We start from the raw sequence: 25,700 nt of genomic DNA on the forward strand, positions 1-25,700 counted from the left end.
GTGTCGGAAGGAAGAACGAAAAAGGCTGCAATGAATGTGGCGTTTAACTTTTTAAATCAAATATTGACACTTATTTTATCATTTGTTTCACGGACGGTTTTTGTCTGGGGATTGGGGGCTGAATATCTTGGTATAAATGGATTATTTAGCGATGTGTTAGGCTTATTATCTATGGCAGATTTGGGATTTGGCACGGCGATGGTTTATAGTTTTTATAAACCTTTGGCTGATAATGATTATAGAAAAATAGCTGGATTGACGACTTTTTATAAAAAAGTATATACAATTATTGCGGCTGTTGTATCCATTGTAGGTGTTGCGCTGATACCCTTTCTTCCATATTTAATAAATTTAGAAAAAGATATACCACATTTGACATTATATTATTTATTGTCATTAGCAAATGTGGTGTTTTCTTATTTGTGTGTATATCGAACGTCTATTTTAAGTGCAGATCAAAAGAGTTTTAAAATAACAAGAATAACAATGATAGTTAATATAATACGTTCGATTTTACAAATTATGGGCATTGCTATTTGGAAAAGTTATACGTTATATTTGGTTTTAGGGTGTATTTCTGTTCTTATAAATAATTTGATTGCGTCTTATGTAGCTGTAAAAGAATATCCTTTTATCAAAAATTCTGTAGAACTTAAGGCTGATGAAAGAAAGAATATATTTGCAAATATAGGATCTGTATTTTTATATAAAGTATCCTCAGTTTTGTTAAATACGACTGATAATATGTTGATTTCAGTGATAGTTGGAACAATAGCTGTGGGATATTATTCCAACTATTTGATGCTCCAAAATAAAATTTCTATGTTTTATACGTTACTTTTTACTTCATTAACTGCTAGTATCGGAAATTTGATTGTAAATGAAAAGGCGGAAAGGCGATATGAAATTTTTTGTTGTGAGCAATCTGTGAGTTTTATAGCTTGTGGTTTCGTAATTCCTTGCTATATTCTTCTTGTAAATGATTTAATGAGTATCTGGTTAGGTGATGACTTTGTGCTGGATAATTTAGTAGTGGTGGCGATTGGACTTAATATGTATCTTTCGTGTGTCCTCCAGCCTTTATGGTCTTATAGAGAAGCAACTGGATTATATAGAAAAACCAAATGGATAATGATTATGTGTGCAGTCTTAAATTTGGTTTTGTCAATTATTTTGGGGAAAATTGTTGGGCTGGCAGGCATACTTTTTGCATCAGGTCTTTCAAGATTGCTTACTTATGTTTGGTATGAACCTAGGCTGTTATTCAAAGAGTATTTTGAATTATCTCCTAAAAAATATTATATACAATTATCACTAAATGCTATTTTAATTATATTTCTTGTAATCGGCATTGGTTTTTTAAGTTCTTTTATTCAAGTTAATAGCGTTTTGTCTTGGTTTGTAAAAGCATGTTTTGTAGGAATTACTTCTTTGACAATTGTATTAATGATTTACTCTAAAACAGAAGGTTTTAGGATATTAAGATTAAAGATTGAAATGTATTTGAAAAATAGGAAAAGACAATTTTAAATTAGGATTCTGTGATTTTGAGACTTTGAGGTTTCCCGGCGTAATTTTTTCAATTTAGGTAAAGCAATTATAAATGAACTCATTGTATATAAAATCTAGGGAGCGTCTATATATGAATAACACATTCACTCCAGAAGAACTAAACAGCCTCCGCTTCTATCAGGGAGATATTTCTCGGTATCAAATCGTTTCTGATGAAACGACCAAAAGGTACACGTCTCCATTCTACACTTCCAAAGGAGCCTATCACATCCTGAATTTACTATTATATCCCGGTATTAATAATGAACTGGCACGTATCTGCCATGAGAAGAAAAAACTTCCCATCCATCTGATAAATCATCTGGATGAATTGATGTATGTATATCGGAACATTTTCATTGCAGCGTGCAGGTATCAGCGCATCCATGAAGGAGGAGGAACCATACATGCATTTCGCAAGGATCGGATGCAGTCCATGGAAATGCTTGAACATCAATCTACTTTTGCGTTCACATCATGTTCTTTAAGAGATGATACGGAAGGCTACTTTTTGAAAAAGGATGGTATCCTACTGTTGGAGTTCGAGATTCCGGATTCGGTACCGTATATTATCATGAACGATGTATTGGGGGATAATCCTTACCAATATCAGGAAGAATTGTTGCTTATGCCATTTACTATGTTTCGTAAGGAACCGCTGCAATTCACTGAAAAAGAGTTGGCATATAGAGACATACATAACAAACCGCCGGAGAAGAAATATTTGCTTCGTCCGATACAACTGGCTGATGCTCTTTTCTTGCAGGAAGTAGGAAAAGACACATCAGCCGACGTTAGATACGATGGAATCCAGAATACAGATAGTCAATTTATTTATAACGAAGATGAGATTGCCCATGCAGTACGATTTCTGAGCAGGCTTAAGGATGCTGCCGGACTGGAAGGAAAGGCAGAGGAGGTTCTTCGGTACTGCAGATGGAAGGAAGCGGTGCGTCGGGAGGTGAAGAGGATGATGGGAAGCATATGTGCGGAGTTTGACATGGGAGAACAGTGAGTATGGAAGAAAAATATGAGGAATTAAAGTCGGAGATTTTCAAGCGGCTGACAGAATATAAGGAAAAGAGAAGAGACTATGAGAAAAGTGTCAGGAGATGCAACTTTGTCTTATCTTTATGCACTCCAGCGACGGCTGTCATAATATTTGTCAGTTTTTATTTGGAAGAATATGAGACGTTTTTAAAAGGAGTTGTCCTGGCGCTTTCTGTAATAACTGTTTTTTTAGTTATTATGCAAGGAATGAGAATTATGGCGGAAAATTGATTCAGAGGAGTACGACTTATTTTGCACTTTGCAATCTTCATAGGAAGATGAAATATGCGTCAGATAAAGATGCGAGATATGAAGAATTCGCAAAAGAGTATCAGGAGATCATGGAGAATGATAACCGTATGAGTCTTGCCAATTCCGTTTCACTTGTGGACATATTACAGAAGAATTATATGAAAGGAATTGCGAAAGAGAATAGTTTCCCCGCCGCGAAGCAGAAGGATGTGGAGAATCAGTGAAGGGATATAGAAGAGATGGGAAAAAAGAAAAAGAAGAAAAAACGCCTGACAATAGAGGGGCAGTTAGAGAATTATTATCTGCATGAAGACCATACGGAGCGTAATGAGGTATTGTGGCATGCATGGTGTCAAAACAAACGGTGGCTTTCTCAACTGCTTGAGGCGACGATGAGTGCATTCCCAACGTATAGTAAGCATGATGAATCCCATGCAAGTACAGTGCTTCACAATATAGAGATGATTCTCGGAGAGGCAAGGATCAGGGAATTATCGGCGTCGGATTGTTTTATGCTGCTGCACACGGTATATATTCATGATATCGGTATGGTGATTACGCATGAGGATCGGGAGAATATCGTGCAGAATGAGAAGTTCCTTGACATGGTAAAGGAATTAGAGGATGACAGCGATGTGGTCTTTCAGAAAGCCATCAGATCACTTCGGCAGACGAATTATGAGTATGATGATGAAGACAGCAAAGAAGAGCAGACAAAGCGGTTATACGCAGACAAACTATCTGTGTATTACGCGATTCTGCATCTGATCGCGAATTATAGAAGGTCAGAACATGGCGAGACGTCGGCGGATCGTCTGTCAAAGTGGACCTTGGATTCTGAAAAATTAGGCAGCGGATTCTCGATGGCGGGAATTCCGCAGAGAATATTCCTGTTAATCGCAAAATGTGCCGGTTTGCATACAGATTCTGATTTTGCTCATATTATGGAACTTCCGCAGGAAGATAACGGATATGTCTCGGATTATCTTCATCCCAGATTTGTTGCGGTACTTCTGCAGTTAGGGGATATTCTGGATATGGACAACGACAGGTTCCATCCGTTGACGAAGGAATTTGTAGGTGTTCTTCCAGAGATCTCGGCACGTCATTATGAAAAACATCAGGCAATCCGAAGACTGTATATCAGACCGGACATTATCTCAATCGAAGCAGACTGCAAGACGCAGGAAGCGCTGAGGTTAGTCAGAAAAGAATGCGACATCTTAAAGGGAATTTTGAAAGAGGCCGGTTATAACTGGATGCTGATCTGTCCCAGAGGCTTCAGCGGGGCGCTGCCCACCGTGGATTCGGTTAAATTATATCTGGAAGGAATGCAGATTCCGGAAGAACTTGTGGCTACGCAGTTCCATATCTCACAGAGTAAGGCATTTGCAATTCTGGAAGGTTCCAATGTGTATAAGGGACAGTTTGTATTCTTGCGGGAATTCCTTCAGAACGCGATTGATGCCAGTAAGATGCAGTATTGGCAGGAATGTGTAAGAACCTGGGGATATTATCGGTCAGGTGAGGAATTGCGAGGGATGTCTCCGGATGAACTGGAGGATATTCTGTCTACAGATATTTTCCCAATCGAGATCGAGATGCAGATCGTCAAGAGGAATGAGGAGAAGCAGGATTTCCCGATTACAGAGGAAGACATCGAGGCTCTTCGAAAAGAGGGCGATAAAGGCAGATGGGAGTATGGAGTCAAGGTTCGGATTAAGGATTTTGGAACGGGGATTGATAAGGATAGTATCCTGGGAATAGCGAAAGTAGGGAATAGCCGGAGACGTGACCGTCATATGATCGCGGATATGCCGGAATGGCTGAAGCCAACTGCAGAATTCGGCATTGGCCTGCAGAGCGCGTTTATCTTAACGAATATGTTCAAGTGTTACACTTTTACAAGGAGTAACGAGAAATATGAAGTTACGTTCTCTACCGTTAAATCGAATTATTATGAGGGATATATCAATGTAAAGCCCAGAGATTCTTTTGATACAAAAGATGATGTATATGGGACCTGTTTTGAAGTGTTCGTGCCAGTTTCAAAAAAGATGCTGCATGAACAGTATCCGACGGCATGGGATGGTAAGGATTATTTTGATGAGGATTATGAATTGCTTCGTCCCTTGCGTCATTCCGCTGAACTTTTGGCGCAGATGGCACTTTACCTGGATGAACAGATCGGGGAACAGTTATTTCCGATTCATCTGAAAGTGGAAGATATTCCGGGAATTACGATACCGTTGAATCTGTCGGATAAGAATCGACTCCATAGATTGAAGTGTAATCTGGGCGAGAAAAAGGTATGGAAGGATAATTTAAATGAGATTGCAGATTATGTACATAATACAGAACTGAATCAGCAGATTCAGGATACGTTCGCTGACAGAGTATGGGACAAGACAGCGAAATCATGGATATTCTATTATAAAAAGGAAAAAGATACGGACAAAAATGTATTGATTGAGAAGACGGATCATTCCACGGCATTGTTAGATACCTGGAATGGTTATTTTTATGTCTGGAATAATGAATTATGTACGTTCTGTACGATTAATATGAGGAATTTCCTGCTGCGCGAACAGAGGGAACTTGAGAAAACGGACAGGCAGTGTGAAAGCAGGGAGAATTATAAAGGCGTCCGCATCTATTACAAAGGGATTGAACTTGCGGAGATAGAACTTCCGGATATTGGGAATGAGTTGTTCCAGTCTATTGATATCAAAGGAAAACTTGCCAGGGAGTACATCAATTTGAGCAGAAAGGGATTTGCGGATAAGGGAGAGGAGTATTTTCTGCAAGAGATCTATGAGCCATTGATGGAATCTGTCCAGAGCCTTTTAAAGGAGATGAATAAGAATCAGCCGGAAGCAATTGTAGAAGGGGTTCGGGAAAGTCTGGAAAGGAAGAAACGGTTGCTTCAGACGTTGTCGGGTGAGGATGCGAAATACAAATGGTTTCGCCTTTTTGGATATCCATTATTGGATGAATTACGGAATATTTCATATACAGGAGTGGACATAGAACATTGGCTTGATGAGGCAAAGCAAGAACTTCTTGATCTTTCTAAGGAGAATGTCGTACTGATCGTAATGCTATCATTTCTTGCAAGGAAAGGTGAATTCAACCCGATACTTCGACTGAGTTGTGATGATGGTATGGAATCAAACTGTTGTTGGAACGACGCGCTTGAATGTGTTCGGGAGTATAGCAAGTGGCTGCAAGAGGAATTAAAAGGAAAATCAATATTATTTGAGATTGAGCACCGCCCGGAGGTGAACCTGCAGAAGTCAAATTATGTGACTGGAAAACCCAGTCACATAATCAATCTGGCAGATATATTTTCAGACGATTATCATTTTATGGTTGTTTCAAAACGGGAAAATGTGTCTGTATCATGGAAGCAATATCTGACACCATTCTATATCAAGAAAGAATTGAAGGATCATGAAGATCTGCTTGAAATCTTGAAACAATATACTCTCATGGATAGTTTCTCGACCGAGAAGATGGAGTTGGAGAAGAAGGTGCAGGAAAATGGACAGAATGCTTTGGAGATTGCGCGTAGTTATGGAGTGAAAGCTGTTGGAATGGCTGGCGAGATGAGTCCGGGAGAATATCTGCAGCAGTATTTTATGAAATGGATGCTTCAGTATGTCCCGACAGCAGCTCTTTTTATGAGTGAGGATGGAAATACCAGAGTGAATATCTTATCCAGGCAGATATATCCTTTTATATTCGTAAATCAGTCATATAAAGCCAGCGTGGTAAGACGTATTATGGAAGAGGTAAAACGGTATGGAATTCAGAGATATTCGATACCGGCATGGCAGCGGATGGAATATCTGAAATGTAAAGAGCTGCCTTATACGCATTATTTTGTGAAAAGAGGATATCTTTCGAGGGAATCTTATGGGAAATTGATCTTTCCATTTGGTGCACATGAACTTCAGATTATCATGAACAGGATGAATTCTCCAAAAGCCAGGGATAATGCGGAAAAATTGGAGGAACTTCTGAAACTTCTGAATAATCGTCAATTCTTATTTGAAGATCTGCAAAGAAATGACGATAAAATCAAGAATCAGATAGGGCAGATACAGAAGCAGAAGAAAATTTCTGATGACGGGTATCTAAGTATGTACTATAGATTCAAAAAAGAGTGGGAGAATGGATACGGTCAGGGAGAATGTATTGTGAGTGAAGTGCGCGATGAGTACAGAAGCTTTGTTATGACCTGTATTAAAGCGGAAAATAAGAAAAGCGGATTTTCATTATCAGAGTTCTGGGAATTGCAAAAACAGTGTGAATATATCCATGTGTATATTTTGCTGATGGCACTGTGCAGATATTATGGAGAAGAAAAGATACTACCTCTTGAATCACTTTCCCCAAGAGAGTATAGCAGATTCGCAGCGGCATGGCTCTATGTGATTCGAAAGGAATACATGACAGATGCTTCGGAAATCGCGGAATATAAAGACAGTTTCCTCGATATGATGAAAAGAGGAACAGGAGATATTTACCATAAGCAGCAGAAGATTCTGGAATATATTGCCGGACATAATAGTTTTGGTTTGACGGGTCAGAATCTGTGGAGCTGCTGGATGAGATGCATTGAAGAATTACTCGACATATTTATTCAGATAGAGATGAGCGCTTTCAGTAATCTTGGAAGTAGACTGACTGATTTGGAATATTTTGAGAAGAGAATACTGTGAAAAGATTATCTGCTGGAATAAAAAATACGAAAGACTAGACTATCAGGAAGAAGGAACCAAAGATGCCGACACTAGAATATAATCCGGAGCGAAAAGAATTGTTAAAAGAGATATCAGAAACGCTGAAAGAGATCGGACAGGCGGGACATATTGTGAAATATTACTGGAAAATAGGAAGACTTGCGGAACAATTAATTATTCAAACTCTTGGTGAAGAGAATTGTGTGTTTCCCATAGATATTGAGGCGCTTGTGAAAGAATTCGGAATTGAGGTTGAAGATGAATTCATGGACAAATTTCAGAATACCAATGTCCGAGCACTGAACCGCAAGATCGGGCAGCTCGTCATCCGTAAGGATTCGTATACCGGAGAGAAGAGCGTGATTATACATATCGATAATAAAGTGCCGCCCTCTTCCAGGCGGTATGCAATTGCGAATGAATTTGTTCATTATCTGCTTCATTATGATGAAGACAGGTATTATGAGAATTATTTTATCATGCCTATCTGTCCGGTTAAGATGGAAGAAATCGCAGCAGATATTTTTTCTGTATTCCTATTGATTCCTATGAGACAGTTTGTTGTAGAGTTCGCCCAATATGTGGAATATCGTGTGAACACTCAGAAGGTTCCAATCTCAACGGAAGAGTGGATGCGGTATTTGTCAGAACGCGCTGTTCTGTCGGATTATTATGTGGCGTATGGGTATCAGTATCTTCGTGGAATCGGATACTGGGTTTATCAGGCTTATAATGCTGCAGAAGAGCAGATGAAAGAAATCGCTATGGATGAGGAGGAGAAGAAAGAGATTATAGAATGGATGGATGGCTACTATACAAAAGAAAGAAGTCGGTGGATCTTCCAGGCTTAATGGGATAGATAGAGCATCAGAAAACAAAAGGGAGGAAGAACAACATGTTCCAAGGAAAAACATTACTAATCACAGGCGGTACAGGCTCGTTTGGCAACGCAGTCCTGGACCGCTTTTTAAAAACAGATATCAAAGAGATACGTATATTTTCCCGCGATGAGTTAAAGCAGGACAATATGCGTCATTTTTATCAAAAAGAATTCCCTGAGTACAGCGATAAGTTGAAATTCTACATTGGAGACGTCCGTGACATCCAGAGCGTGAGGAATGCCATGCACGGAGTTGATTATATCTTTCATGCGGCAGCATTAAAGCAAGTTCCATCCTGTGAATTCTTCCCGGTAGAAGCGGTGAAGACTAATGTGTTGGGAACGGAGAATGTGCTGACTGCGGCAATCGAAGCTGGGGTAAAGAAAGTCATCTGCCTTTCTACTGACAAAGCGGCATATCCGGTGAATGCCATGGGAACATCCAAGGCTATGATGGAGAAGGTGATTGTGGCGAAGTCAAGAACGGTGTCCCCAGAAAAAACTGCAATCTGTTGTACCAGATATGGCAATGTTATGTGTTCCAGAGGCTCTGTTATTCCATTATTTATCAGTCAGATAAAGGATGGGAAGGAATTGACAGTTACTGAGCCTTCTATGACTCGTTTTATTATGAGCCTGGAAGAGGCGGTTGAGCTGGTGGTATTTGCCTTCCAGAATGCAGAGTCAGGAGACATTATGGTTCAGAAGGCTCCGGCATGTACGATTGAAGTGCTGGCACAGGCAGTAAAGGAAGTATTCCATGCAGAGAATCCAATCAAAGTGATCGGCATCCGCCATGGAGAGAAAATGTACGAAACATTATTAACGAATGAAGAGTGTTCCCATGCCATTGACATGGGAAATTTTTATCGTGTACCATGTGACAAGAGAGATTTGAATTACGACAAATATTTTAAAGATGGCGATGTGGAGCGGAATACGCTGACAGAGTTTAACTCAAGTAATACGGAACTGTTGGATGTTGAGCAGGTGAAGCAGAAACTCCTATCTTTGAAATATATTCAAGATGAACTGGCTGATTGGGAAACTGGCTGTTTTTAAATGATTTTTGTGGAGGAATTCATTATGAACATTTTAATTACTGGTGCCCGGGGGTTTGTCGGCAAGAACCTTGTGACGAATTTATACAATATTAAAGATGGAAAGAATCGTACCAGGAATTTTGAGATTGGCGAGATTTATGAGTATGATATAGATACAGAACCAGCCCTGTTGGAAAAATTTTGCGAGAAGGCTGATTTTGTGTTTAATCTTGCCGGAGTGAATCGACCGAAGGATAATGCAGAATTTATGGCAGGAAATTTTGGATTTGCATCGACACTTCTGGAAACATTGAAACGGTATGAAAATACTTGTCCGGTGATGCTTGCGTCTTCCATACAGGCGACGCTGATCGGTCGTTATGGTGAATCAGATTATGGAAAGTCTAAGCTGGCAGGAGAGGAACTTTTTTTTGCTTTTGGAGAAGAAACAGGAGCAAAGGTGCTGGTATACCGTTTCCCGAATCTTTTTGGAAAATGGTGCCGCCCGAATTATAATTCTGCTGTGGCTACATTTTGTAATAATATTGCAAATGATTTACCGATTATGGTAAATGACCGTTCTACGGAGTTGGAATTGCTTTATATTGATGATTTAGTGGAGGAACTTTTGGATGCCTTAGAAGGAAGGGAGCATCATTGTGACTATGACGGGCTGGAAGTGAAGGATTCTGCTGCGGGAAGATATTGTTATGTGCCGGTGACACATAGAGCAACGCTGGGAGAGATTGTTGATTTGTTGGATAGGTTTAAGAACCAGCCAGAGTCCTTGGTGATGCCGGAGATTCCGGCTGATTCATTCGCAAAGAAGTTGTATTCTACGTATTTATCTTATTTGCCGGAGAAAAAGGTATGTTTTCCACTGAAGATGAATGTGGATGAGCGGGGCAGTTTTACAGAGCTTTTGAAAACAGCGAACAATGGGCAGTTTTCCGTGAATATCTCAAAACCGGGTATTACGAAAGGACAGCACTGGCACAATAGCAAGTGGGAATTTTTTATTGTGGTAAGTGGACACGGTTTGATTCAGGAACGGCGGATTGGCTCAGATGAGGTGCTGGAATTTGAAGTGTCCGGTGAAAAGATCGAGGCAGTACATATGCTGCCGGGATATACGCACAATATTATTAATTTGTCTGATACAGAAAATCTTGTGACTGTGATGTGGGCTAATGAACCATTTGACCCGAAACATCCAGATACATTTTTTGAAAAAGTGGAGGAGTAAGGATGGCGTCTTTTAAGAATAATGGGAAGCTAAAGTTGTTAATCATTGTCGGAACAAGACCGGAGATTATCCGTCTTGCAGCAGTGATTAAAAAGTGCAGGAAATATTTTGATACGGTGCTGGCACATACGGGGCAGAATTATGATTATAATCTGAATGGAGTTTTCTTTCATGATCTGGAGCTGGATGATCCGGATGTGTATTTGGATGCAGTCGGTAAGGATTTGGGAGAAACTATGGGGAATATTATTGCCCGTTCCTATGAGCTGATGGTGGAGATTCAGCCGGATGCAGTACTGGTTCTTGGTGATACCAACTCTTGTCTTTCAGTGATTGGGGCAAAGAGATTGCACATTCCGATTTTTCACATGGAAGCAGGAAATCGATGCAAAGATGAGTGCCTGCCGGAGGAAACGAACCGAAGGATTGTAGATATTATTTCAGATGTAAATATGTGTTATTCCGAGCACGCACGGCGTTATTTAGCGGAAAATGGTCTGCCGAAGGAACGAACCTATGTGACAGGTTCACCGATGGCAGAGGTGCTGCATAGCAATTTGAAAAAAATTGAGAGCAGTGATATTCATATGCGGCTTGGATTGGAGAAGGGAAGATATATCCTGCTTTCTGCTCACCGAGAGGAAAATATTGACACGGAGAAGAACTTTCGATCTTTATTCACGGCTATTAATAAGATGGCGGAAAAATATGATATGCCAATTTTATATTCCTGCCATCCACGTTCCCGGAAGCGATTGGAAAGTTCCGGTTTTCAACTGGATAAGCGTGTGATTCAGCATGAGCCACTAGGATTCCATGATTATAATTGTCTGCAGATGAATGCGTTTGTGGTAGTGTCGGATAGTGGTACACTGCCGGAGGAAAGTAGTTTCTTCACATCTGTGGGACATCCGTTCCCGGCAGTATGCATTCGCACATCCACTGAGCGACCGGAAGCATTGGACAAGGCTTGCTTCATCTTGTCAGGCATTGATGAAAAGGGATTGCTGCAGGCAGTAGATACGGCAGTGGAGATGAACCGGGATGGAGATGTGGGAATTCCGGTGCCGGATTATGTGGAAGAGAGCGTCTCCACAAAAGTGGTAAAGATTATTCAGAGTTATACTGGTGTTGTGAATAAAATGGTGTGGAGAAAAGAATAATATAAGTAGTATTTTTGAAAAAATATTGAAAGACCTGTCGAAAAACCAGATGAAATGTGGTAAAATAGAGACGGCTAATCAAGGTAAGGAAACAAGGAGAACGGAGTTCTATGGTTTTTCTTACCTTTTTTTGACCCTATATAGATTACGCATAAGCACTAAATAATGGAAAGAATTGGTGTTTACGAAAAACAAGTGGGAACTACATGGTTTGGAAACACGGGATTTTTGATTTTAGCATTGATCAGGTTATCTATTTTATACCAAGAAATTTTGGAGAAAAACTTAATTCGTTTACGATAACAGTCAACATGAGTTTTGATTCACCATCGTTTGATATGGAATTGAGAGAAATCGGCCATGTTAAAAAGGAAAGAGGTGTTTCTGAACATATTCTTAAATATCACAGGAAAATAGAAAAGGATGATTGTGTTAAGTATTTTTTTAAAATTGATAAAGAATGTATTAATATGGACAATGTTTATTACATATTTATAAAGCCAAGAAAAAAATAGTACAAAACCCGTAACAAGGAGAAATACCGGGCAGAGCATGAGCACAGATAATCGAGAGTAGAAAAAAATACATATAAATGATATAATCGAAAAAATCTGTCGAAAGTGGGAACAGAAAAAGGGTTCTAATGACAAGATTCAGATTTTTGAAAGTCAGCAAATACGTACTGCTTGGAATGATGACAAGAAGAATGGTATTTTTCAGTTCAGGATGTTGTGGCAGTTTTGACAGATAGTGTCGATCCCAAACAATACATCAAAAAGATGCGTACCCGCGATCTAGAACTTTCCTCCAACTGGGGTACAATTTGTACCCCAGTTGAAATGACCGCTGCTGATGGAAAACGAAGAAAAATCCAGGCAGCCAATGTAGAAGGTATCCTGCGAATCATTCAGTCGATTCCATCTCCCAAAGCAGAACCCTTTAAGCTATGGATGGCACAGGTAGGCAGAGAGCGTATCGAAGAAACCATTGACCCGGAGCTGATCATAGACCGGGCGCTCGAAACCTATAGAGAACGTGAGGCTGCATTTTGTGCAGTCTGGTGTTGAATGATACAATAAGAATACAGAGTTACATAAAGATGGTATAGCGGAAGAAGGAAAAAGCATGGATAAAAAGAATGTTATTAGCCACGCAATTGACATAATTGTTCTGGCACAGGAACCGAATCCTTTGTCATGCATCAAACTGGCGAACAATATGATTACGGCAGAGGATCCAATATCAGAGTTAGTCTATAATATGGCAAAGTCTGAACTTTCGGTAGCAGAAGGGATTATGGCGAACTTTGTTTACGAAGGGGATAAGAATGGTGCGATTCATCGAATCCTGACGCATCTGGAGACGGCAGCGAAGATGGCGATTGATTATTACAAGAAGAAAAATAACGCAGAAAATCCAATTAATTTTATGAATCCCTGGTTTTTAACTGAGAAAGGGAAGACAGTGCATGGTGATATTGTCAGGATACAGTATTATCAATGTGTTTTACATACATTGCTGGGAAGTGATTCTGAATGTATTGTTCGGCTGCTTCAGCAGATACCGCTATATACGGACTATCAGTTTGGCATGTATACGGATGCGGTTTCCAGATTATTTGATACAGAAGAGTGGGAGAATATTCTTATTTACAGAAAATATTACTTTATAGAAAATATGTGCTGCGCGGCGGATATGATAGATCGTATGCCTTATCTCTTCCCAGGATCTACGCTGATTAATGATGGATGTCTGAAACGGTTGCAAAGGTTTTTGGAGACGCGGGTGGATGCAGGGTTGGCGAAGGTCATTGTGGAGCAGAGATTGAACATGAATGTGAGAAATTACATATAATTCACAGTATGTTGCTTTTAGTAAGATTCTGGTGGTTGACATTTTGATTATGCAATGCTAAACTAAGAATTACCAAAGAGTCTGAACTATATTTTGATATATTTCGACATTTCTTTTTTATTTTATGATAATATATACTTAAGATAGACGTCGATTTTTGTATCTGCTTCGTATTATAGGATGCCTGGTGCTATAATAAATACGAATGAGAAGCAGGAGTGTATCTATATGGGGCAGATGATTTATTTTGATATGTACAGAAGAGAAGAAGGTGATACGATGTGTAAGGTACTGGAGAAAATACATAATAAGACGGCAGAAGAGTTATTGAAAGAATACGATGTTTATGATTCACTCCCAATTGATTTGGAGAAGCTGGTTACATCCATAGGATTATCTGTGTTGCCTGTTGACTTTACACTTTTGGAGGAGGCGCTAAATAAAAAAGATATCCTTGGTCTGGTACTTACATCGGGAAATGATGCGGCTATTTTTTACAGAAAGACAGATTCTGTTAATAGAAAAAGATTTACAATAGCACATGAATTGGCGCATTGTTGTCATTTGGATCCGGCAACCACAGAACCACATATTGAGTATAGAATTGATGAAGATAAAAAAGATGAATTCGAGAGAAAAATGGATATATTTGCAGGTGAATTGCTGATTCCATTCAAAAAGCTGAAGGAAGTATATATGTCTTTGGAAATACCGGCTTCAGCTGTTTTGGCTAAAATATTTAATGTGTCAGTTTCTGTAATGGAGGCAAGACTCAACTATTTAAAAATTTCCCATTACAATAACAAAGGAATCCCTGTGACGTATTAATGTATAACAGGTGGAAGGTATGAGATGGCAGATATATTGAGTGGTAGTCAGAAGGAAGAAAAAGATAACGCGGCCATGAATTTAAGCAATGTTATAAATTCTTTAGAGATAACTGTTCCTGAAAAGCAGAAAGTAGAAATTGAAAAGGATGAAAAGAGTGATCCGAATAGTATTGATGTGATAGAGATGAATGTACTTTTTGAGATGAAAAGCTATATTTATCAAAAGGTTCTTGGACCGGAATTGCAGGAAAATGAATCGTTAAAACGTGAACAGAAAAAAGCATTAATGAACAATATTTTTAAAATATTAAAGTGGCAATTTATATTTACTTATGTGTTCGTTACAGTTCTTTTGGCTGCGGTTTTGTTTTCGGCCTTTTTAAAGATAGAGGCGAGTACAATTAGTACAATAATAAAGTTTATTCAATTTTATATTACCTCTATTGTTGTTGAGTTGATTTCCATTCTCTTTTTTATAGTGAAAAGTGTATTTGATAAATCAATTGTTGAGTTATTTAGGAATTTTGACAGAGAGAAGAAATAATCTATAAACATCCATCTCGGTTTTGTATTTACAAGGCTAAGATGGATTCGTTTTAATAAAAGCAGTGTAATATTTTGGAAAGGATTTGAGTATATGAAAATAGCAGTATTATTTCCGGGTATCGGATATACCTGTGACAAGCCGCTTCTCTATTATGCGGGGAAATTGGCGGCGGAACATGATTATAATGTGCGGCCGGTGGCTTATGGGAAATTTCCTTCCGGTGTTAAGGGAAATCGTGAGAAAATGGAGCAGTCTTTTTATAGTGCGCTGCAGCAGGCAGAGGAGATTTTGAAGGACGTGCGCTGGCAGGATTATGAAGATATTTTATTTATTTCCAAGAGTGTCGGGACGATTGTCGCCGCCTGCTATAAGCAAAAATATCAAATTAAGGCGCGAAGTATTTCCTTTACGCCCTTGGAAGATACCTTTTCCTTTGCGTCTGGTGAGGGGATTATGTTTCATGGAACTGCTGATCCATGGGTAAAGGACAGCAAAAAGATATATGAAGGCTGTGAGAAAATCGGGCAGCCGCTCTATGTCATTGAGAATGCCAATCATTCTCTGGAGACTGGCGATGTGGCGGAGGACCTTGTTAATCTGGCAAAGATTATGAGGTGGGTAGAAGAATATATATGATTTTGGAGATGATTGGATATTCAGCATTACAGTATCAAAGATCAGTGAAGCAGGGGAGAGTTTTGAGCCGCGCATAGTCAAATCCAAGGGCATATTCAGCAGTATCCAGACTATGATGAAGAGGAATGTGACTATGAATAAAAATGAGTGATGCTATGAGTTTACGAAAGGTATTTTAACCAGGGAGGAGACGATTACCAGACTGATTTGTAAACAGATGTCCATGTTTGATGTTCGGTTATAAAAGTGACAAAATTATCTCTCATTTTTCTCAAAAAATCGACAAAAAATTCAAATAATATGGTAAAATAATGGTGGCTAATCAAGGTAAGGAAACAGGGGAATAAGGTTCCCTGGTTTTTCTTGCCTTTTTTTCTGCTTAAAAGCAGGCGTCGGCTATGCCGCGGCATGTTACTATCAAATATCAGTGGGGGTTCACTACCGGAGTCAATGGAGGAAGTGCGTATGAAGAGATGTTCTGTGCCGACCGAGGAATGTATTCATTCACGCCGTTGTTTTATGACGGGAGAGTATTGTTCCAAGCAGACCAACATACAGAAAGAGAGAAAAGCGCTTTATAAGAGTTATGATAATGCATGTAATGAGGAAGGCATCCAGATTACAGCATTTGTCATAATGAATTTCTCAGATATGTCAAATGTTATATATAAGTGGAAATTGAAAACTTTTATTGAATCTTTGGCAAAATATTTATACTGGGATAAAGAGGATAAGAGATTATATTGTTATGCGGATGAGCTGAAAAACCTGCCGGAGAATCTTAAACGTGTCAGGAAGATTCAGGTGATTCGCTCGGATTCGGAACCGGCATCTAATTATGTTATATGCAGCCGTATCTGCCAGCAGATGCAAATTGCTGATCTGATTGTTGTGGATGTTTCTAATCAGAATCCGAATGTGTTTTATGAATTTGGGATGGCAGTGGCGCTTGGTAAATTGATATTGCCGGTCTGTTTTAGTGAAAGCTTTTATAAAATGGTTGTACCCGAGAGGGTTAAGGAAAAAACGAAAAAGGAGAAAGACAAACTGGTACATCATATCGGGTGCTATCCTTGGCGGAAACGATTGTTTGAATATTATGGAATTCGCTATCGAAGCAAGAAAACATATAATGACGAGGATAAAGTGACGAGATATCTGGAGTGTAATGTGGCAACTGCAGAGGAGAACGGATTTTCAGATTTTAAATATTCTATATTTCCGTATCACGAGCATATTGGATCGAATAATAAGACGATAGGAGAAGAAATATACGAAAGGCTTCGGAGGTCCTACAATGAAGCCGGTTCGGATGACAATACACTGGTTGTTTATACAATGGAAGGTTTTCTGAATGAGAAGCAGGCGGGAACTTGTATTATCAATTTTTATCGGGCGATAACGGCACAAATGGAATTGGAGCAATGTTTTTGCGGGGAACGTGTCGGAGTGCTTGTTCAGGAAAACAGTATTTTTGAGAATGACAAGGATGCAAAACAGGATTTGTATCTGAATTATGATGTGGGAGAAATTATCCGTATCGGATTAAACCAGGCAACCTATCTTGCATTAGTTGAGAAGATTAAGACAGAGGATTTTTTGGCAACACCAGAAGATTTGCAGAATATGGTTGCATCAGGAAATGGTATGGATGAGGATCCGGTTATTACAGAAGGGCAGAAAGAACAGATTATACGTTTTACAAAAGACCATATCCGGAATCGGGGAATGATGATTTATCCGAATTATCCGGTGTATGTAAACCGTATTAAAAACGGGCTGCAAAAAGATATTCTGGATACTCCGCTTGCCAAGGGAGATGCCGGGGAGGAAAGGATTGATTTGGATAAATTCTGGTGCCTGTATCATGTTACACTCCGGACGCTTCGCTTTACAAATGAGATTGTGGTGGATATAAGCCAAAATTGTCTGCAGTCATTGTTCTGGCTTGGCGCAGCTCATGGTTCCGATATTTATGCAATAACGGTTTTGCATGAAGAAAGAGAAGAAGAGAGAAGGATTTCGCATGAAGGTCTAGAGAAGAAGGAGAGAAATGTATTTGATGTAGCCGGTTTGTGGGCGGCAGTGCTGCGTTCATATGACACAGATGGATTTTCGCAGCAGCTTTCTATGGCACAGCTTGGAATTGAACGTCATTCAAGGCTGATGATAAAGAATAAAGATTTTTATGAGAAGAGTGTGCGTGAGTATTTATCATCATATTATGAAGAAACAAAAAGGAAGGACATACATGAGGTTTTTGTGGAAAAAGGAAAGGAAGAGCTGCAGGTTCTGGAGTCTTATTATCGAAAATGTCTGTGGAATCCGATGTTAAAATATAATCGGCTGAGAATCTATCTCCCAATGATTGATGATAGAGACAGAAAGATGGATGAACCCAAATCCTATACTGCAAAATGGGATGTTGATGCAATTTCTGTGCTGTCGCATTATTTATCTAAACGGACGGTAATAGGCGAATACTGTTTTAAATCATTAAGAGAGAAGATGTCGGAGGAGGAAAAGGAAAAGGAAGATAAGAAAGCGAGAGAGGTGAATTATATCTGTATTGGTAAGGATGCCAGACCGCGGCAGCAGCCGCTTCCCCGATATATTAAAGGAATCATTGGAAAGGCGAAAGAATATGGAGAGGGCTATAATGTGATTCATGAGCACTGTGAATGGAGGAAGGAGCAATTCTGCGAAAACCAGGATAGTAGCAGAATGGTTTCGCGCCAGTATAAAGGATTTGCTGAAATAAACAAAAAAGAAGACGGATTTGTTCAGAGTGACAAAGGATTTTTTATGCAGCAGGCAGGCGCTAAATGTGCGGATTGCAAGGAGAAAGCAGAAGATAGAGCAGGGAAAAATAATTTGTTTTTTGATAAAAATGTACCGAAGGAGTGTGTGCTTGAAGGAAATGCACATGATCAGTTGGGGCAGTTGATTTTGTGGAGGGATAACAGTGAGAATTCTGACAGAAATTATTTCCGTGTGAGCATTATCGGGAGTTCCGGCCCGGCAACCTATGGATTGGCGACGCTTCTTGTAGATTATGAACAGAAAGAAGAGATTTTCCATATAAAAAAGGAAGATGGTGAGAAATGGAATCTGCTATGTAGGCTTCAGAAGAAAATTCGGAAGAAGCTGATGCATGTGATTTTGGTGCAGATGAAGAAGAAATTGGATGGGATAGATTTTCGTTCGCAGCAGAATGGCAAAAAAATTAACGATAAAGAGCAAAAAGACAGATATATAAGTCTGGTTCTATATGCGGTATCGTTATATTTGAGTACCGTGTTTTACCGCTATTTTCTACCTTTCTTATCGAAAACAGACATTAAGCGTATCCATAACGGCGTCCGCACATATATAAGTTCTATGATGGCTGCCAAAATCAGTCCTTTTGTATTGAAATATCCGCAGGATGGGGATACGAGATATAACAGTTCTATTTCGGAAAAGAATGTTATGGAAGTGGCAGACGAGGTTCCGAAGATAATATTAAATGTGATGCAGAGTTTCAGAGGCGTAGAGGCCTTTTACAAGATTAAAGTAAAGGCGGAGCCTTTTGGAAGTGAAGATAAAGAACAGGAACGGGATATCCGTGAAGTACTGAGCGTAGAGGAATTAGGAGAAGAGGCGGATGTAAATTGTCTATTTACTTCTATTGACAAAGGAGAAAAAAAGGATGAAAAAACAGATTAAGCCAATTCTGAGGTTTGCATTGGGAGAAGTATATACATTTCTTGGCGTGTTCAGTACGCTGCTTACGATTATTTGTCTGATTGATTTTAGTGAGCTGGTACCGGATTTTGCAGGAAGAATCGTGTGTGTCGTAATTGTTTTTGCCGTATCTTATGGTATGGCTGTTATCAGGGTGGCATCGACAAAGCGGACAGTGGTTGATTTGGAGAATGGCCGGGAGGCGGTCCTGGAGTATGGAGATTTATTTACAAGTGGAGACCGGATTGTAATCCCTGTGAATGATTCTTTTGATACATTGGTCGACGATGTGCTTATTGCAAAAAGTTCTATTCATGGTCAGTTTGTTTTGAAATATTTCGAGGGACGTGAAAAAGAGCTTGACCGGATAATAGAAAAGGGGCTGGAGCGTGTAAAGGTAGCAGGAAGGTATACGAACAAAAATGGAAAGCCGCTTTATTATCCGCCGGGGACAGTTGTGCCGGTAAGAGTCGGAGAAAAGACATTTTACTTGTTGGCATTAACACATTTTCGGGGAAATACAGTGGAGCCGAATATGAAGATATATTATACGGCGGTTTTAACACTGCTTGAATATTTGAATAAAGCAACAGCGGGAGCACCTGTGTATATACCTCTTCTTGGGTCGGGGCTTGCAAGAATAAACCGGGAAAAAGAAAATGAACTGGCGAATCTTTTGTCTATTCTGCGAATGAGCAGGGTAAAGATTGTGGGCGGGATCCATATTGTCCTGCATCCGGATATGCGAGGGAAGGTGAATATATTGCGCTATAGGAAAAATAAATCAATACTGTAAACTGGCTTTTGCAATAATTGTCGGGGCTGTCTTGCGAATCCTGATTCTGAATGATACAATGAGAACAGCAAAACCTGTGTAATACAGCAGAAAGGGGCATGTATATTATGGAAAAACAGAAGATGCTCCCGATAGGAGTCGAGAATTTTGCCGAGATTCGCAGAATGGGATTTTATTATGTTGACAAGACGAATATGATAAATGAAGACAATTATTTTGATTGATGAATATGATGTTCCCTTGGATAAGGCATATCAGTCGGGCTTTTATCAGGAAATGACTGTGCTGATTCGGAATTTATTCAATAACGCGTTGAAGACGAATGACAGTCTTCTATTTGCAGTGCTTACCGGGTGTCTGCGTATCAGCAAAGAGAGTATATTTACAGGGCTGAATAATTTAAATGTTATGACTATTGCAGATGAGTATTTCAGCGATTGCTTTGGATTTACGGATGATGAGGTGAAAGGACTTCTGGAGTATTATGGACTGGAGAATTCATGGAAGACAGTCCGGGAATGGTACGATGGCTACCGATTTGGCAGTTCTTCTATTTATTGTCCGTGGGATGTGATGAAATATTGTCAGGCGCTGCGGAAGAATCCAGATGCTATACCGGAAAATTATTGGGTAAATACGAGTGGAAATAGTTTAGTTCGTTGTTTTATTCATATGGCGGATCAGAACCTGCGGGATGAAATCGAAGGATTGCTGGCAGGAGAAACGATTATTAAGGAAATTAAGCAGGAACTGACATATACGGAATTGGACAGCAGTATTGAGAATTTATGGAGTGTACTTTTTACAACCGGGTACCTGACTGCGGTGGAACGGCTGAATGCCAGAGAGTATCGACTGGGAATTCCGAATATGGAGATTCGGGATCTGTTCCAGAGCCAGATAAAGGAATGGTTCAGGGAGAAAATGGCAGCGGAACCCGGAAAAGTGAGCGAATTTTGCGGAGCTGTTCTGGCAGGTGAAGCAGAGAAAGTACAGAGTTTGCTAACAAATTATTTGAAACAGACGATCAGTATTCGGGATACCTATGTAAGGAAGGAAAAGAAAGAAAACTTGCCCACAGGGAAAGCGACCACTAAGGAGACTAAAGAACAGTCTCCAAGTGTCTGCTTTTATCAGGGTATTTTGCTGGGGCTGTTGAGTTATCCGTCAGGATGGAGTGTGAAATCCAATCAGGAGGCCGGGGATGGCTACAGTGATATTGTAATAAAAGACATGGAATCCGATACGGGTATTGTGATTGAAGTAAAGTATGCGGAGCATGGACGGCTGGACGCTGCCTGTGAGGAGGCGCTTGAACAGATTGAAAGCAGGAACTATGCGGAGACGTTGTATGATGATGGCATGGAGAGGATTTTAAAATATGGAATTGCGTGTTATAAAAAACTGTGACGAATTTCTGGATGCTCTTGCGAATCTGAGCAAGGAAGAAGCGGAGGATGCGCTGTGGGAGCTTTTGTTTGAGTTGCAGGATTGTGAATTTCAGACGGCGAAAGGGTTGAAATTCAGTTATACGATCAAGACGAATAAGGATGGTATGCCGGGCGGAGAGATATTTGTCTCTCGTAAAGAGAAATCCATTACGAAGAGCAGTGTTTTCCGTGCGTTCTGGATTGCCAGAGAGTTGGAAGGAAATGTGTCCGGGCCGAAGAAACTGAAGGTTTATGGAAGTTCATACCTGTTTGATATATTTAAAAGGATTGGAATTATAAAATCGTGATACAATTTTAAGAGAAATGGAATCGGGCTGTCGCACAAGCATTTTTGCAGAGTGGCAGCTTTTGTGATTTGTTAAGTTATTTCATTAGATAGTATGCAGCCATTTTAATAGTGAGCCTGGCGGAGTAGGTTTTACAGGTATAATCAAGGAAAAAAGAGAGGAATGGTTATACATGAGAAAAAATCCGAAACTTGAGGTAGTGGCACTGCAATGGCTGGAGAATTCTAAGATGCGCATTAAAGAATCTTCCTACGTGAAATACGCAAATATGCTTCAGAAACATATTTTGCCGGAAATGGGAGAAGTTCGTATGAAACGCCTTACGACTGAAATGGTGGAAAGATTTGTTCAGGGGAAGCTGACTTGCGGAAAGTTGGATGGTAATGGAGGATTGTCGGAGAAGACAGTAAAGGACATACTGGTGGTTCTAAAAGCAATTTGTCAGTTTGCGGAGCAGATGGATATAGAGGCTCCGTGCCGGTTCCATTTGATTCGCATAAGGCAAAATGACAGTGAAATACATGTGCTGGGAAAGCAGGAGCAGAAGCGGCTGGAAGAGTACCTCATGGAAGATGACAGCCTGCTGAAAACAGGGGTGCTCATCAGTCTTTATATGGGATTGAGACTGGGAGAAGTATGTGCGTTGAAAAAGAATAACATATTATATAATGAAGAAATTCTGCAGGTACGTTTTACAATGCAGCGCATACAGAATTTTGAAAACAAGGAGTCAGGAAAGACTAAGATTATTGTCACAGAGCCAAAAAGCAATTGTTCTGTCCGTGATATTCCGATACCGGCATTTTTGATGAAGCGATTAAAGAACCTGGAAGATGCTTCAGATAATGCTTATGTACTGACCGGGCTTGTAAATAAATATATAGAGCCAAGGCGGATGGAAAATATTTTTAAAAATATTTGGAAGAATGCCAGTTAGAGGTGATGAACTACCACACACTGCGGCACACATTTGCGACAAGGTGCATAGAGGAAGGGGTTGATGTGAAATCGCTGAGTGAGATTCTGGGACATGCAAATGTAAATATCACTTTGAATCGATATGTGCATTCGTCGATGGAGCAAAAGCGGCGGTGCATGGAGAAATTGCTGCTGCAAGGAGAAAAAGAATAATAAAAACAGGTCTGTTATGTGTACAATAAATTTTCCGTGTGTGGTATACTGGGGAAAGCAACATCATATGATAATTCTATTGTAATAGGTTCCAGGGTAATTGACAGCCCTGTTTTGGGAGCGATTACGCCACAGGAATTATCCGGTGGCGTGAAAACGCTGATATTGATCGCGCATGTGCCGGACAAAATTTTCAATGCGTCGACATGTGGGGATAATTGTGCGAAATGGCTTTTGAAAATGGGAGAAAAGAAAGATATTACAATAAATCTTCGACATCTTATGGATTTTGGAAGGCAGGAATTTGTGATAAATATACTGAACACGAACCAGATTGTGCATGATATGAGAGAACTGATTCCGATTGCGGGGATGATTGTGCGGTAGGAGGGAACAGTATGAAGGGAAGTTACAAAATTGTTGTTCAAAATTCAAAGGTGCGATATGATTTTGTGATTCGGAGAAATATTACCATTATTAGAGGTGACAGTGCGACAGGAAAGACGACACTTGTAGAGCTGATAAGAGAATATTATGAAGACGGCGATGAAAGTGGAATTGTGCTTTCTTGTGAAAAAGAGTGCGCTGTGTTAGAGGACGAGATTGGGAAGCTGTTCTTGCAACTAAAAAAGATAGTATTTTGTTTATAGACGAAGGGAATCGATTTGTTCATTCCAAAGAGTTTGCAAAAGCAATTCAGAAAACAGATAATTATTATGTAATTGTGACAAGAGAAGGGGTGGAAAGTCTTCCACATAGTGTTGAGGAAATATATGGAAGACGGGAGTCAGGGAAGGATGGTTAAATGCGAAAGAAACCAAGAGAACAGGCAATAGAAGAACTAACATTAATGCTCATGTATTTGAATCGTTTTTCAGATAATAATGAGTATGCACGCTTTAGAGAAATCAGTTGGAAGGGATACGATTATGACACGCTGGCGCAATTGAATGAGCGGGATCTTGTTTACTCTCCAAAGGGAAAAGTATCATATTTCACAGAAGCCGGGAGAGAAAAAGCAAGAGAATTGCTCGTGAAATATGGGCTTTCAGATTATGCATTTTATGAAAAATATGAATTCCGCTTCATTCGCCCGGAGGAAGCGGAGGCAGCAGCCGAGATAGAAGCGATTTGTTTTCCGCCAAGTGAAACCTGTACGTTAGACATTATGAAAGAAAGGGTATCCCTAGCGGGAGATTGTTTCCTGGTGGCGATTGACAGAGAGACGGGTCGTATGATTGGTTTTGTAAATGGTCTTTGTACCAATGAATGGTCGCTGCGGGATGAATTATTTACAGATACCAGCCTTCATGACCCGGATGGGTGTAATATCATGATTTGCAGTGTAGCTGTCCTTCCGGAATATCGGAAACAGGGGATTGCAAGAGAGATGATGTGGGAATTCCTCCGTAAGCAGCAGGCACAGGGAAGAAAACAGGCAGTGCTGACGTGTGTTCCGTCTAAGGTGAAAATGTATAAGAAATTTGGGTTTGTTGACAGAGGAGAATCCGAATCAACCTGGGGCGGAGAAAAGTGGCATGAAATGTTTTGCACGTTAAATTTATAAGTAGTTAGAAATTATAGTGGTTTTTTAATCTTAACGGTATTATATGTAGTTTCTTTGCCTTTTGTATTTTACGTTGATAGATTGAGGTCTGCTAGATGAATTGAATTAATCATTTCGAGAAGCGTAATGGGAATAATTTTTCTGGAAGAGTGATTATGAAACAACTACATGACAACTATACAGGCAAGTGTTACAATATAGCTATAGATAGGAAAAGTGTTTGAAAGGAGTATTTTAGGGGAAATTTATGATTTTGTTTCATGGCAGTAATGTAGAGGTAAAAGTTCCTCAAATTATCAAGTCCAAAAGGTTATTAGATTTCGGAACAGGATTCTATCTTACCAGTGACTTTGAACAGGCAAAGAAATGGGCTGTTCGCACAACGAATAGAAGGGAAGCAGGTGTTCCGATTATTTCTGTTTTTGAAATTGATGACAGTCAACTGGAAAGATTAGACACACTTATCTTTGAGCAGGCAATTCGTACTGTAAACAATTATTTGAAAGGTTATTTTACAGAGGAAATTGCGATTCAACTGTTGCTACCACAAAAATTAAAAGACCAGTATGCTTTTAAGACAGAAAAAGCTTTGGCTATTCTTGGATTTAAAGAGGTAAGATTTGTATGAAGAAATTAGAACCTGAGATTGTAGATTATTATAATAATGAAGTAGTCGTAATGATAGCAGAAAAATATGGGATGAGTCAGATGGATGCTTTGAAAGCGTTTGTCAATTCTAAAACCCATGAAATGATTGAAAATGCTGAGTGCGGCATGACGGATTTTGGAGCTGAGGCGATATTTGAGATATGGGAATGTGAGAAGATTACAGGAGATCCGAGAAAATCCATATATATAAGCAATTTGGTGATATGTCAAGAGGAAAATGAAAAAGATTTTTTTGGAAAAGGGTAACCTTAATAGACCTACGGTCTAAAAGAA

The 25,700-nt window shown here is 39.6% G+C and carries 27 protein-coding genes and 1 pseudogene; all 28 read left to right on the forward strand.

Going from position 1 to position 25,700, the window contains the following annotated elements; all coding sequences use genetic code 11:
• The 28 genes and pseudogenes from OCV99_RS11825 to OCV99_RS11965 all read left to right on the forward strand — a co-directional run bounded on the left by OCV99_RS11825 (window position 1) and on the right by OCV99_RS11965 (window position 25,673).
• Window positions 1-1,530 (forward strand): lipopolysaccharide biosynthesis protein, encoded by a 1,530-nt coding sequence (locus tag OCV99_RS11825; protein ID WP_158370754.1) that lies wholly within the window; start codon window positions 1-3, stop codon window positions 1,528-1,530.
• A 112-nt stretch (window positions 1,531-1,642) separates the two neighbouring features.
• Window positions 1,643-2,566 carry a hypothetical protein gene (locus tag OCV99_RS11830; RefSeq protein ID WP_158370756.1) on the forward strand — a complete coding sequence of 308 codons (924 nt, stop codon included), beginning with the start codon at window positions 1,643-1,645 and terminating at the stop codon, window positions 2,564-2,566.
• 2 nt (window positions 2,567-2,568) lie between these two features.
• Window positions 2,569-2,832 carry a hypothetical protein gene (locus OCV99_RS11835; RefSeq protein WP_158370758.1) on the forward strand — a complete coding sequence of 88 codons (264 nt, stop codon included), beginning with the start codon at window positions 2,569-2,571 and terminating at the stop codon, window positions 2,830-2,832.
• Window positions 2,833-2,879: 47 nt separating this feature from the next.
• Entirely contained in the window at window positions 2,880-3,077 is a 198-nt protein-coding gene (locus OCV99_RS11840; RefSeq protein WP_262575521.1) for a hypothetical protein, read from the forward strand.
• Window positions 3,078-3,092: 15 nt separating this feature from the next.
• Window positions 3,093-7,580 (forward strand): HD domain-containing protein, encoded by a 4,488-nt coding sequence (locus OCV99_RS11845; RefSeq protein WP_158370762.1) that lies wholly within the window; start codon window positions 3,093-3,095, stop codon window positions 7,578-7,580.
• 62 nt (window positions 7,581-7,642) lie between these two features.
• On the forward strand, window positions 7,643-8,452 hold the full coding sequence (locus OCV99_RS11850) for an ImmA/IrrE family metallo-endopeptidase (RefSeq protein ID WP_158370764.1): 810 nt from the start codon (window positions 7,643-7,645) through the stop codon (window positions 8,450-8,452).
• Between the two features lie 44 nt (window positions 8,453-8,496).
• The gene (locus OCV99_RS11855) at window positions 8,497-9,543 is read left to right on the forward strand and encodes a nucleoside-diphosphate sugar epimerase/dehydratase (RefSeq protein ID WP_158370766.1); all 1,047 of its coding nucleotides are present in this window, start codon (window positions 8,497-8,499) and stop codon (window positions 9,541-9,543) included.
• Window positions 9,544-9,567: 24 nt separating this feature from the next.
• Window positions 9,568-10,770 (forward strand): capsular polysaccharide biosynthesis protein CapF, encoded by a 1,203-nt coding sequence (locus OCV99_RS11860; protein WP_158370768.1) that lies wholly within the window; start codon window positions 9,568-9,570, stop codon window positions 10,768-10,770.
• A gap of 2 nt (window positions 10,771-10,772) precedes the next feature.
• Entirely contained in the window at window positions 10,773-11,933 is a 1,161-nt protein-coding gene (wecB, locus tag OCV99_RS11865; protein ID WP_158370770.1) for a non-hydrolyzing UDP-N-acetylglucosamine 2-epimerase, read from the forward strand.
• Window positions 11,934-12,139: 206 nt separating this feature from the next.
• A complete protein-coding gene (locus tag OCV99_RS11870) occupies window positions 12,140-12,448 on the forward strand; it encodes a hypothetical protein (RefSeq protein ID WP_158370772.1) in 309 nt (102 codons plus the stop codon).
• 225 nt (window positions 12,449-12,673) lie between these two features.
• Complete coding sequence (locus OCV99_RS11875) at window positions 12,674-13,000, forward strand: BRO family protein (RefSeq protein WP_262575525.1); 327 nt, start codon at window positions 12,674-12,676, stop codon at window positions 12,998-13,000.
• A 58-nt stretch (window positions 13,001-13,058) separates the two neighbouring features.
• Window positions 13,059-13,787 carry a hypothetical protein gene (locus OCV99_RS11880; protein ID WP_158370774.1) on the forward strand — a complete coding sequence of 243 codons (729 nt, stop codon included), beginning with the start codon at window positions 13,059-13,061 and terminating at the stop codon, window positions 13,785-13,787.
• Window positions 13,788-14,015: 228 nt separating this feature from the next.
• Window positions 14,016-14,615 carry an ImmA/IrrE family metallo-endopeptidase gene (locus OCV99_RS11885; protein WP_262575527.1) on the forward strand — a complete coding sequence of 200 codons (600 nt, stop codon included), beginning with the start codon at window positions 14,016-14,018 and terminating at the stop codon, window positions 14,613-14,615.
• A 24-nt stretch (window positions 14,616-14,639) separates the two neighbouring features.
• Window positions 14,640-15,161 carry a hypothetical protein gene (locus tag OCV99_RS11890; protein WP_158370778.1) on the forward strand — a complete coding sequence of 174 codons (522 nt, stop codon included), beginning with the start codon at window positions 14,640-14,642 and terminating at the stop codon, window positions 15,159-15,161.
• A gap of 93 nt (window positions 15,162-15,254) precedes the next feature.
• Entirely contained in the window at window positions 15,255-15,800 is a 546-nt protein-coding gene (locus tag OCV99_RS11895; protein ID WP_158370780.1) for an alpha/beta hydrolase, read from the forward strand.
• Between the two features lie 465 nt (window positions 15,801-16,265).
• Window positions 16,266-19,508 (forward strand): hypothetical protein, encoded by a 3,243-nt coding sequence (locus OCV99_RS11900; RefSeq protein WP_158370782.1) that lies wholly within the window; start codon window positions 16,266-16,268, stop codon window positions 19,506-19,508.
• Window positions 19,492-20,322 carry a macro domain-containing protein gene (locus tag OCV99_RS11905; protein ID WP_158370784.1) on the forward strand — a complete coding sequence of 277 codons (831 nt, stop codon included), beginning with the start codon at window positions 19,492-19,494 and terminating at the stop codon, window positions 20,320-20,322. Before OCV99_RS11900 ends, OCV99_RS11905 begins: the two co-directional genes overlap by 17 nt.
• Before the next feature lie 122 nt (window positions 20,323-20,444).
• On the forward strand, window positions 20,445-20,546 hold the full coding sequence (locus OCV99_RS11910) for an AAA family ATPase (RefSeq protein WP_416810592.1): 102 nt from the start codon (window positions 20,445-20,447) through the stop codon (window positions 20,544-20,546).
• Window positions 20,527-21,732, forward strand: a pseudogene (locus OCV99_RS11915) (PD-(D/E)XK nuclease domain-containing protein); the annotation flags it as partial. The gene OCV99_RS11910 and the pseudogene OCV99_RS11915, both read left to right, overlap by 20 nt.
• Entirely contained in the window at window positions 21,704-22,060 is a 357-nt protein-coding gene (locus OCV99_RS11920; RefSeq protein ID WP_158370790.1) for a hypothetical protein, read from the forward strand. The pseudogene OCV99_RS11915 and the gene OCV99_RS11920, both read left to right, overlap by 29 nt.
• A 172-nt stretch (window positions 22,061-22,232) precedes the next feature.
• Complete coding sequence (locus OCV99_RS11925) at window positions 22,233-22,997, forward strand: tyrosine-type recombinase/integrase (RefSeq protein ID WP_262575532.1); 765 nt, start codon at window positions 22,233-22,235, stop codon at window positions 22,995-22,997.
• Window positions 22,998-23,002: 5 nt separating this feature from the next.
• Window positions 23,003-23,191, forward strand: coding sequence for a tyrosine-type recombinase/integrase (locus tag OCV99_RS11930; protein WP_262575534.1), 189 nt, complete (start codon window positions 23,003-23,005; stop codon window positions 23,189-23,191).
• Between the two features lie 18 nt (window positions 23,192-23,209).
• Window positions 23,210-23,578 carry a DUF4869 domain-containing protein gene (locus OCV99_RS11935; RefSeq protein ID WP_158370792.1) on the forward strand — a complete coding sequence of 123 codons (369 nt, stop codon included), beginning with the start codon at window positions 23,210-23,212 and terminating at the stop codon, window positions 23,576-23,578.
• A gap of 11 nt (window positions 23,579-23,589) precedes the next feature.
• Window positions 23,590-23,841: a hypothetical protein gene (locus OCV99_RS11940; protein ID WP_262575536.1), complete on the forward strand. Its 252-nt coding sequence runs from the start codon at window positions 23,590-23,592 to the stop codon at window positions 23,839-23,841.
• Window positions 23,832-23,996 carry a hypothetical protein gene (locus OCV99_RS11945; protein WP_262575538.1) on the forward strand — a complete coding sequence of 55 codons (165 nt, stop codon included), beginning with the start codon at window positions 23,832-23,834 and terminating at the stop codon, window positions 23,994-23,996. The genes OCV99_RS11940 and OCV99_RS11945 overlap by 10 nt, the downstream gene beginning before the upstream one ends.
• Window positions 23,997-24,758: a DUF6429 family protein gene (locus OCV99_RS11955; RefSeq protein WP_158370794.1), complete on the forward strand. Its 762-nt coding sequence runs from the start codon at window positions 23,997-23,999 to the stop codon at window positions 24,756-24,758.
• Window positions 24,759-25,005: 247 nt separating this feature from the next.
• Complete coding sequence (locus OCV99_RS11960; protein WP_158370796.1) at window positions 25,006-25,386, forward strand: DUF3990 domain-containing protein; 381 nt, start codon at window positions 25,006-25,008, stop codon at window positions 25,384-25,386.
• Complete coding sequence (locus tag OCV99_RS11965) at window positions 25,383-25,673, forward strand: hypothetical protein (protein ID WP_158370798.1); 291 nt, start codon at window positions 25,383-25,385, stop codon at window positions 25,671-25,673. The genes OCV99_RS11960 and OCV99_RS11965 overlap by 4 nt, the downstream gene beginning before the upstream one ends.
• Window positions 25,674-25,700: the final 27 nt, after the last annotated feature.

Origin of the sequence: Dorea acetigenes, from assembly GCF_025567385.1 — a bacterium.
Classification (GTDB): Bacteria; Bacillota; Clostridia; order Lachnospirales; family Lachnospiraceae; genus Claveliimonas; species Claveliimonas acetigenes.

What these genes read in the sequence shown, in the direction of transcription:
- OCV99_RS11830 (WP_158370756.1), top strand. Translation starts at nt 1,643, where the DNA reads ATGAATAACACATTCACTCCAGAAGAACTAAACAGCCTCCGCTTCTAT.
- OCV99_RS11835 (WP_158370758.1), top strand. Translation starts at nt 2,569, where the DNA reads ATGGAAGAAAAATATGAGGAATTAAAGTCGGAGATTTTCAAGCGGCTG.
- OCV99_RS11840 (WP_262575521.1), top strand. Translation starts at nt 2,880, where the DNA reads ATGAAATATGCGTCAGATAAAGATGCGAGATATGAAGAATTCGCAAAA.
- OCV99_RS11845 (WP_158370762.1), top strand. Translation starts at nt 3,093, where the DNA reads ATGGGAAAAAAGAAAAAGAAGAAAAAACGCCTGACAATAGAGGGGCAG.
- OCV99_RS11850 (WP_158370764.1), top strand. Translation starts at nt 7,643, where the DNA reads ATGCCGACACTAGAATATAATCCGGAGCGAAAAGAATTGTTAAAAGAG.
- OCV99_RS11855 (WP_158370766.1), top strand. Translation starts at nt 8,497, where the DNA reads ATGTTCCAAGGAAAAACATTACTAATCACAGGCGGTACAGGCTCGTTT.
- OCV99_RS11860 (WP_158370768.1), top strand. Translation starts at nt 9,568, where the DNA reads ATGAACATTTTAATTACTGGTGCCCGGGGGTTTGTCGGCAAGAACCTT.
- wecB (WP_158370770.1), top strand. Translation starts at nt 10,773, where the DNA reads ATGGCGTCTTTTAAGAATAATGGGAAGCTAAAGTTGTTAATCATTGTC.
- OCV99_RS11870 (WP_158370772.1), top strand. Translation starts at nt 12,140, where the DNA reads ATGGTTTGGAAACACGGGATTTTTGATTTTAGCATTGATCAGGTTATC.
- OCV99_RS11880 (WP_158370774.1), top strand. Translation starts at nt 13,059, where the DNA reads ATGGATAAAAAGAATGTTATTAGCCACGCAATTGACATAATTGTTCTG.
- OCV99_RS11885 (WP_262575527.1), top strand. Translation starts at nt 14,016, where the DNA reads ATGGGGCAGATGATTTATTTTGATATGTACAGAAGAGAAGAAGGTGAT.
- OCV99_RS11890 (WP_158370778.1), top strand. Translation starts at nt 14,640, where the DNA reads ATGGCAGATATATTGAGTGGTAGTCAGAAGGAAGAAAAAGATAACGCG.
- OCV99_RS11895 (WP_158370780.1), top strand. Translation starts at nt 15,255, where the DNA reads ATGAAAATAGCAGTATTATTTCCGGGTATCGGATATACCTGTGACAAG.
- OCV99_RS11900 (WP_158370782.1), top strand. Translation starts at nt 16,266, where the DNA reads ATGAAGAGATGTTCTGTGCCGACCGAGGAATGTATTCATTCACGCCGT.
- OCV99_RS11905 (WP_158370784.1), top strand. Translation starts at nt 19,492, where the DNA reads ATGAAAAAACAGATTAAGCCAATTCTGAGGTTTGCATTGGGAGAAGTA.
- OCV99_RS11910 (WP_416810592.1), top strand. Translation starts at nt 20,445, where the DNA reads ATGCTCCCGATAGGAGTCGAGAATTTTGCCGAGATTCGCAGAATGGGA.
- OCV99_RS11920 (WP_158370790.1), top strand. Translation starts at nt 21,704, where the DNA reads ATGGAATTGCGTGTTATAAAAAACTGTGACGAATTTCTGGATGCTCTT.
- OCV99_RS11925 (WP_262575532.1), top strand. Translation starts at nt 22,233, where the DNA reads ATGAGAAAAAATCCGAAACTTGAGGTAGTGGCACTGCAATGGCTGGAG.
- OCV99_RS11930 (WP_262575534.1), top strand. Translation starts at nt 23,003, where the DNA reads ATGAACTACCACACACTGCGGCACACATTTGCGACAAGGTGCATAGAG.
- OCV99_RS11940 (WP_262575536.1), top strand. Translation starts at nt 23,590, where the DNA reads ATGAAGGGAAGTTACAAAATTGTTGTTCAAAATTCAAAGGTGCGATAT.
- OCV99_RS11955 (WP_158370794.1), top strand. Translation starts at nt 23,997, where the DNA reads ATGCGAAAGAAACCAAGAGAACAGGCAATAGAAGAACTAACATTAATG.
- OCV99_RS11960 (WP_158370796.1), top strand. Translation starts at nt 25,006, where the DNA reads ATGATTTTGTTTCATGGCAGTAATGTAGAGGTAAAAGTTCCTCAAATT.
- OCV99_RS11965 (WP_158370798.1), top strand. Translation starts at nt 25,383, where the DNA reads ATGAAGAAATTAGAACCTGAGATTGTAGATTATTATAATAATGAAGTA.